The organism is Metabacillus niabensis (genome assembly GCF_020524345.1).
Lineage (GTDB): Bacteria > Bacillota > Bacilli > Bacillales > Bacillaceae > Metabacillus > Metabacillus niabensis_B.
Window position 1 is genome coordinate 128,118 of record NZ_JAIVLH010000003.1, and the last position, 18,798, is coordinate 146,915.

Annotated in this window: 14 protein-coding genes; all 14 read right to left on the minus strand. The window is 37.7% G+C overall.

Annotated elements, in window-relative coordinates:
* The gene (locus LC095_RS05585; protein ID WP_226527220.1) at positions 1 to 1,113 is read right to left on the minus strand and encodes a cupin domain-containing protein; all 1,113 of its coding nucleotides are present in this window, start codon (positions 1,111 to 1,113) and stop codon (positions 1 to 3) included.
* A gap of 20 nt (positions 1,114 to 1,133) precedes the next feature.
* Positions 1,134 to 2,831 carry an acyl-CoA dehydrogenase family protein gene (locus LC095_RS05590; protein ID WP_226527221.1) on the minus strand — a complete coding sequence of 566 codons (1,698 nt, stop codon included), beginning with the start codon at positions 2,829 to 2,831 and terminating at the stop codon, positions 1,134 to 1,136.
* A gap of 3 nt (positions 2,832 to 2,834) precedes the next feature.
* Positions 2,835 to 3,254 carry an acyl-CoA thioesterase gene (locus LC095_RS05595; RefSeq protein ID WP_226527222.1) on the minus strand — a complete coding sequence of 140 codons (420 nt, stop codon included), beginning with the start codon at positions 3,252 to 3,254 and terminating at the stop codon, positions 2,835 to 2,837.
* Between the two features lie 20 nt (positions 3,255 to 3,274).
* Positions 3,275 to 4,831: a class I adenylate-forming enzyme family protein gene (locus tag LC095_RS05600; protein WP_226527223.1), complete on the minus strand. Its 1,557-nt coding sequence runs from the start codon at positions 4,829 to 4,831 to the stop codon at positions 3,275 to 3,277.
* Between the two features lie 167 nt (positions 4,832 to 4,998).
* The gene (locus LC095_RS05605) at positions 4,999 to 6,174 is read right to left on the minus strand and encodes an acetyl-CoA C-acetyltransferase (protein ID WP_226527224.1); all 1,176 of its coding nucleotides are present in this window, start codon (positions 6,172 to 6,174) and stop codon (positions 4,999 to 5,001) included.
* Positions 6,175 to 6,207: 33 nt separating this feature from the next.
* Complete coding sequence (locus LC095_RS05610; protein ID WP_226527225.1) at positions 6,208 to 6,987, minus strand: enoyl-CoA hydratase-related protein; 780 nt, start codon at positions 6,985 to 6,987, stop codon at positions 6,208 to 6,210.
* A gap of 17 nt (positions 6,988 to 7,004) precedes the next feature.
* On the minus strand, positions 7,005 to 7,859 hold the full coding sequence (locus LC095_RS05615; protein WP_226527226.1) for a 3-hydroxyacyl-CoA dehydrogenase family protein: 855 nt from the start codon (positions 7,857 to 7,859) through the stop codon (positions 7,005 to 7,007).
* Positions 7,860 to 8,073: 214 nt separating this feature from the next.
* Positions 8,074 to 10,278, minus strand: a complete 2,205-nt coding sequence (locus LC095_RS05620) for a helix-turn-helix domain-containing protein (RefSeq protein ID WP_226527227.1) — start codon at positions 10,276 to 10,278, stop codon at positions 8,074 to 8,076.
* A 90-nt stretch (positions 10,279 to 10,368) separates the two neighbouring features.
* Positions 10,369 to 10,818: a DUF3237 domain-containing protein gene (locus LC095_RS05625; protein WP_226527228.1), complete on the minus strand. Its 450-nt coding sequence runs from the start codon at positions 10,816 to 10,818 to the stop codon at positions 10,369 to 10,371.
* Between the two features lie 133 nt (positions 10,819 to 10,951).
* A complete protein-coding gene (locus LC095_RS05630; protein ID WP_226527229.1) occupies positions 10,952 to 12,310 on the minus strand; it encodes an MFS transporter in 1,359 nt (452 codons plus the stop codon).
* 215 nt (positions 12,311 to 12,525) lie between these two features.
* Positions 12,526 to 12,933, minus strand: a complete 408-nt coding sequence (locus LC095_RS05635) for an acyl-CoA thioesterase (protein WP_226527230.1) — start codon at positions 12,931 to 12,933, stop codon at positions 12,526 to 12,528.
* 77 nt (positions 12,934 to 13,010) lie between these two features.
* On the minus strand, positions 13,011 to 14,282 hold the full coding sequence (locus LC095_RS05640; RefSeq protein ID WP_226527231.1) for a phenylacetate--CoA ligase family protein: 1,272 nt from the start codon (positions 14,280 to 14,282) through the stop codon (positions 13,011 to 13,013).
* Between the two features lie 739 nt (positions 14,283 to 15,021).
* A complete protein-coding gene (locus LC095_RS05645) occupies positions 15,022 to 17,274 on the minus strand; it encodes a glycoside hydrolase family 3 protein (protein ID WP_226527232.1) in 2,253 nt (750 codons plus the stop codon).
* 15 nt (positions 17,275 to 17,289) lie between these two features.
* Positions 17,290 to 18,798, minus strand: a complete 1,509-nt coding sequence (locus LC095_RS05650; protein ID WP_226527233.1) for a sulfatase — start codon at positions 18,796 to 18,798, stop codon at positions 17,290 to 17,292.

Sequence of the window (18,798 nt, forward strand, 5' to 3'; positions counted from 1 at the left end):
CTAGTTTTCCGGTACAAACACTTTCTCTACAATTTGATGACCCTCGTTATCTTCGTATGCTTCACTGTACTCAAGGTCTAATTTTTCCATAACCGGTTTATCATTAAACGAAAACAGAAACACATCACCTTCTCCAGTGTTCACATGCTCATGTAAACTCCATGGCGGTAAGATAAAAAAGTCACCTTTTTCCCACTCAAACTTCTCTCCATTAATGACCGTATAACCTGAGCCTTCAAGAACGTGGAAGATCGCACTATGCACATGTCGATGTGCCTTTGTTTGTTGACCGGATTTAAGCTTTTGCATCATCGTTCCAATTCGAGAATCTGCAGAGCCGCCTGTTGTTGGATTAATGTACTCAATTGCATAACCATCAAAAGGATCGTTATCTTCTTTTGTCATTTCATCTAGCAAATACTTCACCCGTTCAAACTTATACCCAAAGATTGGGGAAGGATAGCCAGGCTCCTTTGATTCGTTAAGCTTCTTAAATGCTCCCATAGAGAATTGCTTTGTTGAGTAATTTCCAGGTGCTTCCATTGGGTAGGTTTCCTCTTCATATGGTTCGAAAAATGAGGCAGCCATTGTTTTCACTAGTCCAACATCAAGCCCATCTAGCCAAAACATTGGCTCAGTTCCTTCATGCTTATGTTCATGCCACGTCCATGCCGGAGTTAAAATCATATCTCCGCGCTCCATATATGTTTTCTCACCATTAACGGCTGTATATGCTCCGTCTCCTTCAATAACAAAACGAATCGCTGACTGTGAATGATGGTGTGAAGGTGCACTTTCACCTGGTAACAGCAATTGAATACCAGCATAAAGGGTATGTGTACCATAACCTACAAGACCTCGTTTTAATAAACTTGGATTTTGTAAATAAACAACGCGTCGCTCAGCATCTTTACCTGGTTCAAGTAATTCGCCAGCTTTTAACACATATTCTCGGATTGTTTTCCATTTCCACAGATATGGTTCTACATCATGAACAGGCTCCTTTGTTACCATATGTCCGAGATTATACCAAAGTGGTCCTAAATGCTGCTTTTTCATCCCTTCGTAATACTGATCCAATTCTTCTTTCATAAACACATTGTTTTTTGCCATCTTTATTCACTCTCCTAGAATTACGATCTATATTTTTCTTCTTTTATAATGATGTCAGCAATCCTTCGTTTTACCTTTACTAAATCCTTCTGACTGCTTCTCACGAGTCGACAGGCAAGCTGAGATAGAGATTCTTCATCACCTATGTGTAGTAGGAGGTTTAATGCTCTTATCGCCAATTGCTGCGATTGTTCATGTGTATACAATATTGTGTAATCAATCTTTTGCTGGTTTCTTTCAATACCAGAAAGTTTAATCACCTTTTCTGTTCTTAATATCGCACTCTCAATTGCATAGATACATGAAACAAGGTCAGCAAGGAATGCTGCAACTTCTTGTTCATCGTTTAACAAGATCAAATCATATTTTTGTATGGAAAAAATCATTGCGTGATACAATTTTTTTAATAGATGAAGAGTTTGTTTTTCCTGAATGAGAATTCCTTCTTGCGCTTTTGTTTGCTCAATTGGCTTTTCATACGTTTTAAATAGTGTTGAGGCTATATTCAATCGATTAATTTCGTTCGTCCCTTCAAAAATACGAGTGATTCTGGAATCACGATATAACGTCTCTATTTCGTATTCGGCCATGTATCCGTAGCCTCCATGAATTTGAAGGGCTTCATCAACAACAAAATCTAGTGTTTCTGTTGACATCACTTTATTGATAGAGCATTCAACTGCCAAATTGCTTATTGTTGGTGCAACATCTTCTTGATCAGCTAATTGGTTAAATGACTTTTCTAACAATCCTGCTGTTCGATAAATAGCACTTTCATTTACATATGTTTTTATTACCATATCCGCAAGTTTATTTTTAATGAAAGGAAAGCTAGAAAGTGACTGACCAAATTGTTTTCGCTGATTAGCATATGTAACCGCTAGCTCAATCGCATGCTTGGCTGCTCCAAGTGATGTGGCAGAAATTTTGTGACGCCCAAGATTTAAAACATTAAGTGCAATCACATGTCCTCTTCCAATTTCACCAATGATATTTTCCTTAGGAACCTTCACATTGTCTAAAATAAGCGAACAAGTTGAAGACCCTTTTAGCCCCATCTTTTTTTCCTCTGGACCAATAGACACTCCATTGAAGTCTTTTTCTAAGATAAAGGCAGTAAACCTGTCTCCCTTTACTTTTGCAAAAACGATAAAAAGATCTGCAAAACCAGCGTTTGAAATCCACTGCTTTTCGCCATTCAAGATATAAAAACGATTACATTCGGAAGGAATGGCTGTTGTTTTTATATTCATAGCATCTGTTCCAGCTCCAGCTTCTGTTAATGCGTAAGCTGTAATAAGATCACCAGTTAAAATGGCGGGTAAGTATTTGTCTTTTTGTTTCTCTGCGCCAAAGTAAGCAATTGGAAGAGCACCAATCCCGGTTTGCCCTCCAAAAGTAATTGAAAAAGAACGAGCTGGTGCTATTTTTTCAGAGATAATCGTTGCGGAAATTTTACCAAGACCCAGACCTCCAATAGCCTCTGGAATATCGGCACTGATTAATCCGAGTGTACCAGCCTCTTTCATCAGTCGTACCGTTTCATGATATTGCTGATTTTCTATTTTATCTAGTGATGGTCTTACATCTTTCACAACAAACTTCTCAACTAAGTCTTTAATCATTTCATGCTCCTGATTAAAATCCTCCGGAATAAAGACTTCATCAAGTTCAACATCAATCGTGAGATAATGCTGTTTCTTTTTTTCCGTGAGCATTTTTTAAGCCTCCACAGGTTGGTCAGGTTGTAGCATTTTTCCTCGAACTTCTTCAGGGATTTGCTGTGCTTTTGGCTTTTCTTTAAAAGAAGTCCAAGCCCGAACTTCATATCCATTTGCTATTTCTTTTTCTCCTCTTAAGAACACATGACTAATTTTAAACACTTTATTTTGAATTTCCTGAACTGTGCTTTGAACTCTAACCGAATCTTCAAATAAAAGTGGTTGCTTGAATTGACAATTTGCCTCAAGAATCGGACAGCCTATTTGCTGTTCTTGAAATAACTTGAAAGATGGATAGCCAATTGCTGATAAATATTCATGTGTAGCCTCGTCCATCCATTTATAAAAATTGGGATAAAATACGATACCTGCAGCATCTGTATCTCCCCATCTCACTTTAAAATCATAGTTACTTTTCATATAAAACACCTTCTTTCGCTTTAGACGGGACGACTTATTTCCCCTGCCAATTGATCACGAAGCTTTAGCTTTTGAATTTTCCCACTTGCTGTGACTGGAAAATTCTTTGTTAAGATAACTTTCCCGGGCAATTTATAGATTGCAAGCTGCTCTTTTAAATAGTCTTTCAGTTCCTCTTCTGTGCATGTTTTTCCATCTTTTAACCGGATCACAGCACAAACAATCTCACCTAGTGTTTCGTCTGGAAGCCCAACTACAGCTGCTTCAGCAATTTTCGGATGCTTCATTAAAACACCTTCAATTTCTTGAGGGTAAATGTTAAAGCCCCCGCGAATAATCATTTCTTTTTTTCTACCAACAAACGTTAAGTAACCTTGTTCATTTAATTTTCCTAAATCACCTGTATAGAACCATCCTTTATCATCCAATACATGAGCCGTTTGCTCAGGCAGCTTATAATATCCCTTCATCATCCCAAAACTTTTAATGGCAATCTCGCCAACATCACCATTAGAAACTACTTCTCTTTGATCATCTACAATTTTTAACTGCACACCAGGAATAGGTTTGCCGACTGTTTCACAAATATTTTTTTCTTCATCATCGTATGGCGTCATAGTTACTGAAACAGTTTCTGTGATTCCATAGGATTGACAAAGGTTAATTCCCATCTTTTCTCTAATTTCCTTCATTTTTGCTGGCGAAATAGCAGATGCCCCTACGATTCCTGCTCTTAAGGATGACAGATCATACTGATCAAAATTTTCTGTTTCCAACACTTTAATAAACATGGTTGGAACACCTTGTTTGATCGTCACCTTTTCTTGCTGAATCAGCTCTATCATTTGCTGTGGATGGAATTTTTCTTGCAACACTATACGCGCTCCTGAGGATATTGCACAATAGAGATTAATCGCCATACCAAAGATATGAAAAAATGGAGCAGCAACCACAAATACATCTTGATCTGTACAAAAAAGTTGTCTTTTAATTGTGTTCGCTGATTGCACAACACTTCGATGCGTAATCATAACCCCCTTTGGAACTCCTGTTGTTCCAGAAGTATAAAGAATACAATTAACATCATTGTTTGTATCAATTTCTGCTTCTTCACCTTCATTTTCATTATTTAAGCGTAATTCATCATACGATGGAATACCAGCCAGCTTACATTTAACCGCGATCGCTTCAGGTACAATATAAAGAACTTCTTTGAATCCAATGTTTTCTTCAAATTCTTTCGTAGCGAAAAGAATTTTAGGTTCAGAGTTATTTAAAATAAAATTGACTTCATGTTTTTTATACTTTGGGTTAAAAGGAACAAGTACAGCCCCAAGTTTAGCGACAGCAAAAAAGATTACGGCCGTTTCGTATAGATTGGGTAATGCTACAGCAATGCGGTCACCTTTCTTAATTCCTTTTCCCCTTAACCCTGCTGCAATACGATCCACATCTTTTAAAAATCCCGAATATGAAACACGTTTCGTTAAGTCGTATATGGCCTCTTTCTCTCCATACTGAGTAGCTGTCCTTTTTAGTAATCCATACAAAGTCATTTGATCTTCGTTATGATTCATAACTAGCATCCCCTCCCTTGTTCCTATGTCTTAACAAGTGATAGATCATGAAATTCCTATATAAAAGGGTCTATATCCTTGTAATTGATCTTAATTCACACATATAACATTCGATACAACGCTTTCATTCCCTTGGGAATTTAAACTATTTCTTTTTTGGAAAGCAATTACAATGCTTCCCAGATAGCTGCAATTCCTTGACCTCCTCCGATACATACTGCGGAAGCCCCGAATTTTTTGTTTCTTCTTCTTAATTCATAAATGAGGGATGTTGAAATTCTCGTTCCACTTGCAGCTAACGGATGTCCAATCGCAACGGCTCCACCATTTACATTTCCGATCTCTAAATCAAACCCTAACACTTTTTGGCATGCCAGATATTGTGCCGAGAAAGCCTCATTAATTTCAATTAAATCTAGATCACCAAGTGACATATTCGCTTTTTTCAAAGCACCTTGAATAGCTGGAACAGGGCCAATTCCCATATACTTAGGCTCAACTCCGACTACTTCCCATGAAACTAAACGGGCAATTGGCTCTAAGCCACGCTCACTGGCATAATCACTTGATGCAACAACAATCGCAGCAGCTCCATCGACCATTCCACTTGCATTCCCAGGTGTTACCACACCGTTTTCAACAAATCGTGGTTTTAATTTAGCAAGCTGTTCCATACTTGTATGACGAACATGTTCATCTTCTGAAATCACTTTATCACCTTTTCGTCCCTTGACTATTACCGGAACAATTTCTTCCTGTAAATAGCCCTTTTCTCTTGCTGCCAATGCCCGTTCATGACTTGATAGCGCATGTCGATCCACTTCTTCTCTAGTCACATTGTATTTTGCTGCAAGATTCTCGGCTGTTTCTCCCATTGTGCAATCTCCATAGGTATCATAAAGACCATCCCATACCCAATCCTCAACAACTGGTGCACCAAGCTGACTTCCCCATCTCATCCCACGAATAACGTGAGGCACCTGACTCATGCTTTCTGTTCCACCTGCTAACACTACATTTGCTTCATTCGTTAAAATATAGCGCGCTGCCGTTAAAACAGATTCAAGACCTGTTCCACATAAACGGTTAATGGTTAGTGCAGGTACATCAATGGGTGTCCCTGCCTTTAATCCAACATGTCTTGCTAGGAGGTGAGCATCTTTACTTGATTGCTGAACATTTCCAAATACAACCTGATCAACATCCTCACCAGTTATCTTTGCTCTTTGCAGGGCTTCTTTCGCTGCAATTGTACCCAAGTCAGTTGCGGTAATATCACGAAATGATCCGGAAATCTCGGCAAATGGTGTTCGCGCCCCTTCTAAAATCACGATATCTTTCATATATTTCACCTCATTTTTAATTGATGGTGTTTCCTATCTTCCCGTATAAACAGGTTTTCTTTTCTCCACAAATGCTTGAAGTCCCTCGACTCTATCCTGAGTTGAAAAAGCATTGCCAAAGCAAGTACTTTCAATGATAAGTCCTGATTCTAAGTCAGTATTTCCACCAACATTTACTGCTGTTTTTACCATTTGAAGTGCAACTGGTGGTTTTTGAGCCAATTTCTTTGCCCATTCCTTTGCTGCACTAAGAACCTCTTCAGCAGGAACTACTTTGTTAACAATCCTTAGTTCTAGCGCTCTATTTGCATCAAACATATCACCGAAGTAAAGAAGTTCCTTTGCTATACCTTGACCAACAATTTTTTGTAATCGCTGTGTTCCACCACCACCAGGGATGATTCCTAAACCAACCTCTGGAAATGCAAATCTTGCTCGATCTGAGCTGATTCGCAGATCACATGCAAGAGCAAGCTCTAAGCCCCCACCAAGTGCCAAGCCGTTTAGTGCCGCAATAACAGGCTTTGTTATTTGTTCAATTTTTGAAAAAACGGTTCTAGATACTTTGTTCATTTTATTAACACCAACAAGATCAAGACTAGCCATTTCGTTGATGTCAGCTCCTGCCACGAACGCTTTCTCACCGCTACCAGTAAGAATGATGGCACGGACTTCATCGTCCGCATCAAGTACATCAAATAAGGTTGAAAGCTCCTGAAAAACTACTGTGTTCAATGGATTTACCGGCGGTCTGTTAATTGTGACCACCGCTACATTTTCTTCAATTTCACATAATAAAAATTCATAAGTCATTATGACGTCCTCCTTCATTATTCGTAATCGTAAAATCCTGCACCTGTTTTCTTACCGTGTCGCCCTGCTCTCACCAGCTGCTTTAATAATTGTGGTGGGGCAAAATGGTTATCATTAAATTCTTCTTTAAAATACTCCATCACATGGTAACCAATCTCAACTCCTGCATAATCTTGAAGAGTGAAAGGTCCCATTGGGTAGTTCAATCCTAGCGTTACCGCCTTATCGATATCCTCAGCTGAAGCAACGCCTTCCTCTAATAGCTTAATTGCTTCAATAAATTGTGGAATCATAATTCTATTTACGATAAACCCAGGCGAATCTTTCTTTACTTCTACTGGTTCTTTCGATAGTTGTTTAGATAGCGCTTTCAATTCTTCGATTGTTTCATCACTTGTCTTATATCCACGAACTACCTCAACAAGCTTCATGAGTTGTGCTGGATTAAAGAAATGCATCCCTGCCACACGATCTGGACGTTTCGTTGCAGAAGCAATTTCTGTAATAGACATGGACGAAGTATTTGTAGCTAAAATGCAATTTTCGTTCACAATGTTATCAAGCTTTGAAAATACTTCTTTCTTTAATGAGAGATCCTCTAGGACTGCCTCAATCACAACATCTACTCCACTCATTTCTTCTAAGCTAGTAGTTGTTTGTATACGGGCAAATGCTTCTTGCTTTTGCTCTTCAGTCATTTTTCCTCTTTCCACACTTTTGCTCATAAACTTATCAATACGTTTAAGAGCACCATCTAAATAACGCTCCTCAATATCATTTAAAATAACATTAAACTTATTCAAAGCTGCTAGATTCGCAATACCTGCTCCCATCGATCCAGCCCCAACCACACCAATTGTTTGAATAGCCATCTCATCTCATCCCCAATCTCTTTATCAATTTCGATATGTTCATTATAGCCGTCGCTATAAGGGGTTTGTACCTACACAATGTAGGAAAAAAATTATTTATTTTCCTACATTGTGTAGAAGGTGGCAGTGCTATCACTACTCGTAATTTGTCGAATAAGTTTACAAAAAAGCAGTCCCAACTCAACACAAGTAGGACTGCTTTTTTACTACTAATCTAGCTCTTCTTCAACCGCTCTCCATTCATATCATACAGCTTGAAAGCCATCATTAAATTAAATCTTATTTCAGCATCATTTAAATCAACGTTTAAAAGCGATTCCACTTTTTCAAGTCTGTATAAAAGGGAACTCCGGTGAATGAAAAGCTCATCTGATGTACTTTTTATATTTCCGTTATTTTGTAGAAAAACATATAAAGTATGATATAAATCTATGTTTTTATTTTCTGTGTAAGTTAACAAAGGATCCAGCTGACTTTTTAAAAACAAGTTTACTGCATTAGATTGGTCGAGATAGTGGAGAATAGTATACGCTCCAAGATCTTCATATAGTGAAAAAGAGATATGCTTCATCCGAATTTTAATCACATTTAATGATAGAAGTGCCTGTTGATAACTCACATAGTAATCTGGCATTTTGTCTGTTGATGAACCGATACCCAGTAAAACCTTACAATCGCGAAACACTTCTAGTGACCATTTTTCAATATTATGATAAAGGTTTTTCCAATACTTTTTACTTTGAATGTCTTCGTCATCCACCGGTATTAGCAAAATATAGTTTTCATCATGTGACACTGTTAAAATTCGATGATCGAACTTAGCAAGATGTGACTTGATCGCATCCCATATAAGGACTTTTTTTGCCTGTTGTTCTAAAAGGTCGTTTTCATCTAATGAAATCGTCAATACCGCGACACGATGACATTTGAAAATATCCCATTGAAAAAGGTTAGCATATTGAATGATACTTTCCTGATCTTCGATTTTTTCTACTAACAATTTACTAATAAAACTATCCTTTACCTGCTCTTTTGTATCAAGAACAAGCTTTTGCTTAATAAATTGTATTGAGCATATGTTACGTGCCATCTCAACTGTTAGCTGGTCGAATTCATTCATTTCACTAGCTGTATTACAAACAGAAAGATACCCTAATAAATTGCCTCCACCATTTATCACCCAGAAGGAAAACACACAGTCATTTTTTTCAGGATGTATGACTGTAAATTTTTCTTGTTTATTTAGAGTTTGCCTTGTCTTATTCGCTTGTGATGCCAGATTATCAGGTAACATGTAATCGCTATCACCATTTCGTAAGTTAAAGGTAATGGGCCTCATAAATCGATCATATAGAATAACTGTTTCTTGAAATAAATCTGAGAGCTTTAATGTAATTCCTTCAAAATCATCATCTTCAACTGTTTTTTTCACAAGTGATTGTTGAAAATCCAGTAAAAAGTGAAGGCGGTTTTTATTATCTTTTTCACTTTTATATAATCGCGCATTCTCTAAGAGAGTCGCAACATGTGTTGAAAGCATTTCTAAGATTTTTAAGTCTTCTTTAGTAAAAGGTCTTTCATATTTATTCTGAACATGAAGTACACCGATTGGCTTAAGATCAATTAAGAGTGGGACTGTCATTTGGGCGCATTCCGTTGCCTCAAGAAATGGAAAATATTCCTTAAGTGCATAGTTATCCTCAATCATGATACGATCGAGATATTCCATTTCCCCATAAACAGGCTTTTGTAGAACAAAGCAATTTTCTTTTTCATTATATAAATACATACAAGCAAAATCGGCATTTGTCGAGTTACCCGCTCTGTATGTTACTTCCGAAAAATGCTGGTCTAGAGAAGAGTCGAGAGATTGATTTTTGCTGATCCATTCAATACCTTCTAGCTTCTTTAACTGATTTTCCTTTTGTCTTGCCACAGATAAAGCTACAGCCATATCTTTTCCGAATTCCTCAAAATGACTTTCCATCTCTAGTAGTGGCACATAACTTAAAAATCCTACTATACAAAAACCAAAGTGATGAATGTCATCATTTAGTGGAACAGTAAACCATGTTTTCACATTTTCTTCCTTAAGTATCTTTGTTAACCTGCAATGACTAGTTGATGCAGATGTTTTATATGTTAAGCTTTGACGAAGAAGTTTGGAGGAACAGCTTGTCGCTAAAAGAGGGAAGTGCCTAAGGACTGTCGGAATATTTCCACTCCATGCCTTAGGAATAAAATGATCTCCCTCACTCAAAACGACTCCAACAAAATCACAGTATAATTCAGAACGGAACGAATCAGCTAAATATTGAAGCACTTCATCTTCTGTATTAATTTTGATTAGCTGCCGGGATGTGGTTCGTAGATGATGTTCTACCTTTTTCATTAGTACTTCTCTCTTACTGTTTGACACACAATAACCCCCTGTTTCCGTTTTTCTTGATATTAATAGTATAAAAGAAGAAAAACTTAATTGAAAAGGTAATCGTGATCGTTTTAACGATTAATCTACTTGATAAAATGATATTTGAACATCATTTGGTCTCCTAATTCCTTCTCCAATAAAAATCATTCGGTTCAAATAAGAGTACTTTTCACTGCTTGTTTCAAAATTGGGAGTAGTTTTGAAATAATAAGAGCCATCAGGAACCTGCTCACCACGTATGATTTTATCAATAATTTCTTTAGGACCGTGTCTGAATCCTTTATTAATCACATAAATGGGTACGCCATCGTCCGTTTCAATCACATAGTGAGCAAGAGCTTCTGTTACACCATCATATCTTATAATCTGATAATCAGCCCCTCCTGATAGGACTTTTCCTTTTATTCCATTACCTTCAAAAGTACCTCCAACAATCGGAATCACTCTCCTTATACCTGTTCCAACATCCCCAACTTCAATTGGATTTACCACCTGAATATTTGCTTTAAAAAGAAATGTCGTTTCCATCCACATAACCCTTTCTTTGATTAACATTTTTAGTTACATAAACAAAATAACAAATGGGCAACCTTCTACCATTCTAAAATTTCTTGAAGAATAGTAGGGAAGTTAACCCATTTGAAGGTAAACCCTGACAAACTTATTTTGCTACATTCACTGGTCGATTTTCTGATTTAATTTCATCTTTTGCTTCATAATAATCCCCATGCTTTTCCTGAACAAACAACATCGCGATCCCACCTAGTAACGCAGCCCCTCCGATTGCCACAAAATTAAATTGTGGTAAAAGATTCATTGTTAATAGGAAACCGACAAAGGTTGGCGCAACAATTCCACCAATACGACCAAAGGCCATCGTGCTTCCAAGTGCTGTGGAACGCATGCTAGAAGGATAGTATTGAGAAACAAATGCATTGGAGATGTTCTGTAATCCAACTGAAGCTGCACCGATGATCGATATCAATACAAAGGCGATTGCCATACTATTTGTTAATCCGATAAAGGATAATGCAATAGCACCACAGAAGAATAAAGGAACAAGAACCTTTTTAAATCCAATTTTATCAACCAATCGACCAAAAATGATCGTTCCTACGATTGCTCCAATTTGCATAACAGCAGTGAATGCTAGACTTGAGCTAAGATCATAACCTGATTGCATCATAAGACGCGGCAACCATGTATTCATCGAGTAAATCAAAACAAAGGCACTAAAGCAAGAAACCCAGAACATAACTGTACTTAATGCACGCTTATCTTCAAAAAGCTTTACAACTGGTGAACCTGGATCTTTTGCGGGTGGCTTAACAAATTCGAATCCCCCGCCATTTTTTAAGCTTGGGTCAATTTTCATTAACGTTTTTCTTGCTTCCTCTTCTTTTCCCTTGTCAATTAGAAACCCTACGGACTCTGGGATACTTTTTAATAGAAATGGAATAAACAATAGCGGAATACCTGCTAACCAATATACCGGCTCCCATCCAACGGTTGGTAAAAGCGAACGACTTGTTAGTGCTGCAGCAAGTGCTCCAATGGAATAACCACAGAATATGAAAGAAACAATAGCAGATCGAACTCGTTTTGGAGAAAACTCAGTAGCAAGCGCAATAACGTTCGGCATTACCCCACCAAGACCAATTCCAGCAATAATTCGAAATACGGCAAATAAAATTGGACCTGTTGCAAAACCAGATAACATAGTAAAAAAACTAAATAAAAACGTAGTAAGTATAATAATCTTTTTACGGCCTATTTTATCAGACAACATCCCAAATATAACTGCCCCAAGAGCGGTTCCAATAACAGTGTAACTACCTATTGCTCCAGCAGTTACATCAGAAATCCCCCACTCCTGAATTAATGAAGGAACAGACGCACCATAAACGACAACATCGTAACCATCAAAAGCAATAACCAAAAACAACCAAGTTATCAACCATACATGAAACGAAGAAATTTTACTATTATCAATAACATTCATCGGATTAATCACTTTCATTTTTGTTAGCCCCCTATTAGCATTTTTAGAAAACGCTTTCAAAAACTCCCTCCCTTTTTTAAATATTCAGTTTTCTTATTTTTATTGTAATAGATTTAGTGGAAAATAGTTACCTACTTTATGTAGGAAAAGAGGGATTTTATTTCGTTATATTTGTGGAAAGAGTGTACAAAAAACTTCAATCCTATGTTGGACTGAAGCTAAGTTAAAGACTTTCATTCATGTTCCAACAACTGACGAACTTCATTAGGGATCACAACAGCTTTAGGTTTTTTATCAGACAGATCTCCCCAGGCTCTTAATTCAGTACCAATAGCTATAATGTCATGACCCTTATGAAAGGTATGCTCTACTAAGAAAACTTTACTATGAATCTCTTTAATTTCTGAATGTATCGTCACATTGTCTTCAAAAAAAAGAGGTTGCTTAAAATCACAAGTAGTCTTTATAAGTGGTAATCCAATCTTCTTGACCGTAAACAACTCTGATGTCGGATATCCTATTCTTGAAAATAGATGATGTGTTGCCGTATCCATCCATTTATAAAAATTAGGATAAAAAACAATTCCTGCTGCATCGGTATCTCCCCAAGTAACAGAAAACTGATACTCGCTTTTTCTCATGTAAATTTCCCCTTTAAAATGGAAAACACCTTATAGTGGAAGTAAGGTGTTTTCCTAGTTTATAAACTTACTAGTAATTAATTAACAGCTCTTTCATCCACAACCCGCTTAGCTTTTAAGTCAAATCGAGGCAGTGAATTCTCTGCTACCATTTCTACATCAATTCTTAATCCAATTCTGTCTCTTAATTTAGTTGCAACTTGAGTGACAAGATCGGCCTCAGCTTCTATTTGCACTTTAACTTGATTCATATTTTGTTCTGTGTAATAAATAATTCTAAATTCCTTCACAGCCTCAAACTCACGTATGATGGATTCAATGGAAGAAGGAAAGATATTAATCCCACGAATAATAACCATATCATCCAAACGCCCAATAATGCCGTTAACTAAGAGGGTATTTTTATTACCACAAGGACATGGTTCTTCACTGCAAATGACCATATCACCTGTGCGATAACGAAGTAGAGGATACCCATATCTTCCGAGGTTCGTTAGCACCAACTCACCACGTTCCCTTTTTCCAACAGGCTCTAACGTATCTGGATTGATGACCTCCACAATAAATTCTGCTTCATTCACATGCAGTCCATTTTGTTCAGTACATGAATATCCATATGCCCCTATCTCTGTCATTCCAACATGATCATAAAGCTTTGCATTCCAAAGCCTTTCGATTTGTTGTCTAATTGATGGAACAGATCCTCCAGGTTCTCCTGCAGTAATGATCGTTTTTATGTTAGTTTCTCGTAGATCTATAGAATTTTCCTCGGCTACCTCTGCTAGGTGTAGAGCATAACTTGGGGTGCATAATAAAACGGTTGCTTCATTATTTATCATGCTTTGTAATCTTTCTTTAGAGCTTTGACTTCCTCCTGTAATGACTAGTGCACCTAGTCGCTTAGCTGCTTCGAATGCAGCCCAGAAGCCAATAAAAGGTCCAAAGGAAAAGGCTGAGAAAGCGATGTCATTTTTTGTTACATCACTAGATTTAAATACTTCCAACCAACAATCTTCCCACCAGGTCCAACTCTCTTTTGTATCAAGTACTTTTAATGGTTTCCCTGTTGTACCAGAGGTTTGATGATATCTCACATATTCTGCCTTAGAAAATGTGTGGTTTCTTCCTAATGGTGAAAAATTTGTTTGATCTTGTACAAGCTCATATTTACATGTAAAAGGAAGCTGTTGCAAATCTTCCTTTGACCGAATCGGTAATAAAACATGTTTTAGCCTATCTTTATAAAACTCATTGTATTGAGAAATAAACACAAGCATTTGATTTAGCTTCTGAATTTGTAAGTCTGATAGTGTCGTGTCCATTTCATTTACACGGAATGTGCTTTCCATTGTAGTCCCCCCTATTCATGCTCCAATTATAGAGGATTAAAAACTGACCTTGTATTCTATCGTTCCCCTATATAGAACAACTAAAAAACAATTTTACATCGTTATATTAATATTCTTAGGCTGTTTCACCTTTATTGGTACTGTTTCTTTAATACCAAATGTACAAACAAACGCAATGAATGCTGCGACTGCTGTAATTCATAACGGAGCCGTTAATCTGTAATTATCAGCCAAAACTCCCGCCGTCATCGGCCCCATCGCCCCACCGATTATTTCTCCTGTTAAAATAACGAAGATTATGCTAATTGCAATAAACACACGAGGAACAGATTCTGCAGGAACAATATTCATTACTAGTGGCTGATAGCCATTTCCGATTGAAAAAATAATAAGAGCGGATGAAAAATAACATCACGACAACTTAACAGAGAGAAAAATATATAAAAATTTTTCTAATTTCATTCTCTGAAAGGTCCTTTACGATGTTAATGATGTTATGAATAGATTCAATGGTGCTCGTTTGTAATGTTTTGGTCAATGATACCGGCACCTCAAATGTTTGTTTCACTTTATTTTCAAGGACTACTCTAGTAGCATTTGATAAGATTAATTTAAATCAACAACTACTTCATTTTCAATAGACCCAATACGTGTTACACCTTCTCTAGTAAATGATACAAGTTTCATAAAAATCTCCTCTCCTACTCTTTGTTATGCCACTCCGACTTTTCTTGAAATTTCATTTCTTATACCTCTTCACTCTACTATCTTGAATCACTCCATCCCAATTTAATCCATAGGCAAAATCATAGACATTGCCTTCTGAATCCACATAACATTCCATGTCATGAGGAACATCTTCTTTTTGTTCTTCAATTGTTCTCATATTAGCAGGCATTTGCATTGGTAATAATCCGGACGGCTCTCGGTCACCGGTAAGAATATCCAAAATAACTTGATCCTGAACCCCAAAATTCGCGACAATCGCATGAACATCTTGTTCAAACTCCGCTACTATAGCTGGTTTGTTTAAAAGTAAAGAAACGATAGCTGGTTTCCCGTTCATCTCTTCTTTTGTTTTCTTTACCATCTCTAAATCTGTCGTGTTTGCAGGAGTAACTATTTTTCCTTTATAGCTTCGATTATCACCTGCAATACTTTTTTCTCTAGCATGTTCAGCCATATATGTTCCATATTGAAGACTAATTGGAACATATCCATTTCCTCCAGCCTCAGCATCTGAACGGCTAAAGCCTGTTCCTGACTCAGGGTTAAAATGAAAATCAGGATTGGTTATAAACACAAGACTAAAATCAGCTTGGTCTGGGTCTTCGGTCACATTAAAGTATTTCCTTACAATATCCAGACTGACCGGGTAATCGTATTTTTCCGGGACAGGGTTGCCAAACCAATCTTCCGATTCAGCTGTATATCTTTTCGGAATATAAACGGTTTTCCCCTTTTTCAAAGGTAGAATATGATCCTTATTTTTCAAACATACAACTGATTTCACTTGAGCTTCATAGCCTTCAGCCATGTATTCTGCCTTCCCAACCGTCTTTTCACTTTCCTCTACATGAAGATAAGGATTTTCAAAAAGACCAGTGCGGAAAATATTTTCTAAAAGACGAACTGCTGACGCCTCAAAGCGCTCACGCATATAAGCTTCACCATGCTCTTTTACGCCCATGTTGTATGCATCAATGACTGGTTGAACTTCATTATTTCCACCAAACTGATCTACTCCTGACATAAGCAGTTTATAATGACGCTCAGCTACTGTGTATCCTTCTACACCCCATGGTTTGCCTGCAAACTTATCTTCCGTTTCCGGCTCATCGGCAGTAATTAACCAATCTGTACAAACAACACCGTCATAGCCATACTTTTCACGCAGAAGGTCGGTAATAAGATAAGAGCTATAAGAGTTTCCGACATTTTCTCCATTAACTGGGTCTTGGTCAAAAGAAATCGTGTAATATGGCATAACTGCCGATGCCTTTTTGGTTTTCCCTTCTAGTTTAAAGGCACCTTCAAGGAATGGTTTTAAATGCATGTCAAAATTATTACCTGGATATACTGCATATTTACCATAGCCAAAATGTGCATCACGTCCACCTTCACCGGATCCTCCGCCCGGCCAATGTTTTACCATCGCATTCACACTGTCATAACCCCAGCCCTCAGTGATTTCTTTTGGACCATCCGAAGTCTGAAATCCATCAATATAGGCGCGCCCCATATCAGTAGATAATTTCGGATCTTCTCCAAACGTCCCATTAAATCGATACCACCGCGGGTCTGTTGCAAGGTCTACTTGCGGTGATAATGCCGTTGTCAGCCCTATCGCACGATATTCCTTTGAAGCAATTTCCCCAAATTTACGGGAAACTTCAGGGTCAAACGTTGCGGCAATTCCTAGTGACTCCGGCCACATAGAAATTTGTCCTCCGGCACCTTCATTAAACTCTGCACTCCCTTCAATTCCATGTCTAGGGTCTGAACTGTTGTTGGCTGGAATCCCTAATCTAGTTCCTTCTACGAAAGCTTGAACATTGTTATTCCACTTTACCGCTGCTTCCGTGCTTTCCACTGATGTAATGAGAACATGTCTAAGGTTATCTTTTTTAAGAAATTCCTTTTGCTGATCAGATAAATCCCAAGGCTCCGCATCACTTTCCGGGTATTCCTTTCCAGCAAACGTATACTTATAGGGTCCTCTTGACAGCGCCGGAATAGATTGATGGCGACTATAAAGCATGAGACCTGCTATTTCCTCAATTGACATTTTTGATGCTAAATCTTTTGCCCGCTCCTTTGGAGACAAACGCCAATCCTCATATTTATCCAATTTCCCATCTTTATTTAAATCCTTAAATAGATGTCCATCAATATTTATAATTGAAACATCGGAACTTGTGGAATAACCGAGAAAAGGACCTTCTGAATTTTCCACATATTGAATCGTTGCCTGATTACTTTTTGTCTTCATCCTTCATTCCCCTTTTCACTTCATATCCAAAGATTTTTCCAACTCAGGTACATTCTTTATTAGACTTAGCCCTAATCGAATATATTGGCCTTCAGGTGCTTGAACAAGCTGCATCTCTTCAATTAATTGATTAATAAACCGTGCTTCTATTTCTTTGTCATAGATTGGCTCTACTTGCTCATAATCTTCTTTTATATTAAATAACATGGATTCTTGAAAGTTTTTATAAAATTGGAATGGGTTTCCTTCTTCACTAAACGGAATCTTATAAACAGGATAATCCGTATACTGCAAATATCTTCCTACCTCGATCTGATCACATTTTCCGTTACCCATAAAATTGCGGAATGAGGTTGGCATGGCTGTATACCAATCACATGGGAAATTATCTTCCCTTTCAGGCCCCCGGAAATACGTATAGTGTCCATCCGTAATATTTACTGTCATTCCAAACATGCCATATAAAGCATGGCCTCGTATTTTCCGCTTTGTACCATGAATAAGGCCGAGTAAGGAGCTACCACAAACCGTTGCCGGAACATCAAGATGAAAATAATCTAAAATGGTTGGCATGATATCAATATTTTGAGTGATTTCAGCGATCCGTGTTCCCCCTTCTACTCCCGGTAGATGAACCATTAATGGAAGGTGAGCGACCTCATTGTAAACATGCATAAAGTTTTTTCCTGTCCACTCATGTTCACCTAATAAAAAGCCATGGTCTGTTGTAAAAATAACCAGTGTATCATCCCACAATTGTTGACCATCCATTTCATCCAGTAATTTGCCTAACCAATGGTCAATCATTGTGAGGTTAGCAGCATAGCGTTTTTGAAGATGATCCATTGCATCTTGTGGCTCGGTTACTTTTTTATAGCCTGGCCAGTTAAACCTCGGCCCTTCATACTCATCACCATAGAGGTCCAAATAATGCTGTGGACAATCGAAAGGCTCATGAGGGTCAAAAGCTTCAACCATTAAAAAGAATTGATCCGCACCTTTGTTATCCTTCAACCATTTGCATGCTGCCTCCATTGTTTTAGGACCTGGGTAATCTTTTTCATTCTTTATAGTACTGCGATTTTTTTCATTTTGCGGGAGAACCCTCCCAAGAACTTCTGGCATGATCGGATCAGTTACTCGTGAAACCCAAGGATCTCCCTCTTGACCACGATGAAAATCCCATGTATCAAAACCTTGGCAATAATTTTCTCCGCCAGTTGAAAAATAGTGATAATGATCAGTAACGATATGTGAAAAAACATTTCCTTCGCGAAGTGTTTGCTGAAGTGTGACATCAAACGGTTCCATCCCGCCCCAGCCTCGTTCTAGAAAAGCAAGGCGACCTGTGAATAAATCCCTTCTTGCAGGCATACATGGTAAAGACCCTGACCAATGATTGTCAAAAATGACTGACTTATCGGCTAGCCTCGATATATTAGGTGTTTTCACCCATGATTGTTGATTATATGTTTCTAGCATTTTACGAGTTAAGGTATCTAATAAGATAACAACTGCTTTCAT

Bases quoted from the DNA above. Each gene is read 5' to 3' on its own strand.
- LC095_RS05615 (WP_226527226.1), bottom strand. From the start codon at position 7,859: ATGGCTATTCAAACAATTGGTGTGGTTGGGGCTGGATCGATGGGAGCA.
- LC095_RS05625 (WP_226527228.1), bottom strand. From the start codon at position 10,818: ATGGAAACGACATTTCTTTTTAAAGCAAATATTCAGGTGGTAAATCCA.
- LC095_RS05635 (WP_226527230.1), bottom strand. From the start codon at position 12,933: ATGAGAAAAAGCGAGTATCAGTTTTCTGTTACTTGGGGAGATACCGAT.
- LC095_RS05645 (WP_226527232.1), bottom strand. From the start codon at position 17,274: ATGAAGACAAAAAGTAATCAGGCAACGATTCAATATGTGGAAAATTCA.
- LC095_RS05650 (WP_226527233.1), bottom strand. From the start codon at position 18,798: ATGAAAGCAGTTGTTATCTTATTAGATACCTTAACTCGTAAAATGCTA.
- LC095_RS05610 (WP_226527225.1), bottom strand. From the start codon at position 6,987: ATGACTTATGAATTTTTATTATGTGAAATTGAAGAAAATGTAGCGGTG.
- LC095_RS05630 (WP_226527229.1), bottom strand. From the start codon at position 12,310: ATGAAAGTGATTAATCCGATGAATGTTATTGATAATAGTAAAATTTCT.
- LC095_RS05605 (WP_226527224.1), bottom strand. From the start codon at position 6,174: ATGAAAGATATCGTGATTTTAGAAGGGGCGCGAACACCATTTGCCGAG.
- LC095_RS05590 (WP_226527221.1), bottom strand. From the start codon at position 2,831: ATGCTCACGGAAAAAAAGAAACAGCATTATCTCACGATTGATGTTGAA.
- LC095_RS05595 (WP_226527222.1), bottom strand. From the start codon at position 3,254: ATGAAAAGTAACTATGATTTTAAAGTGAGATGGGGAGATACAGATGCT.
- LC095_RS05585 (WP_226527220.1), bottom strand. From the start codon at position 1,113: ATGGCAAAAAACAATGTGTTTATGAAAGAAGAATTGGATCAGTATTAC.
- LC095_RS05640 (WP_226527231.1), bottom strand. From the start codon at position 14,282: ATGGAAAGCACATTCCGTGTAAATGAAATGGACACGACACTATCAGAC.
- LC095_RS05600 (WP_226527223.1), bottom strand. From the start codon at position 4,831: ATGAATCATAACGAAGATCAAATGACTTTGTATGGATTACTAAAAAGG.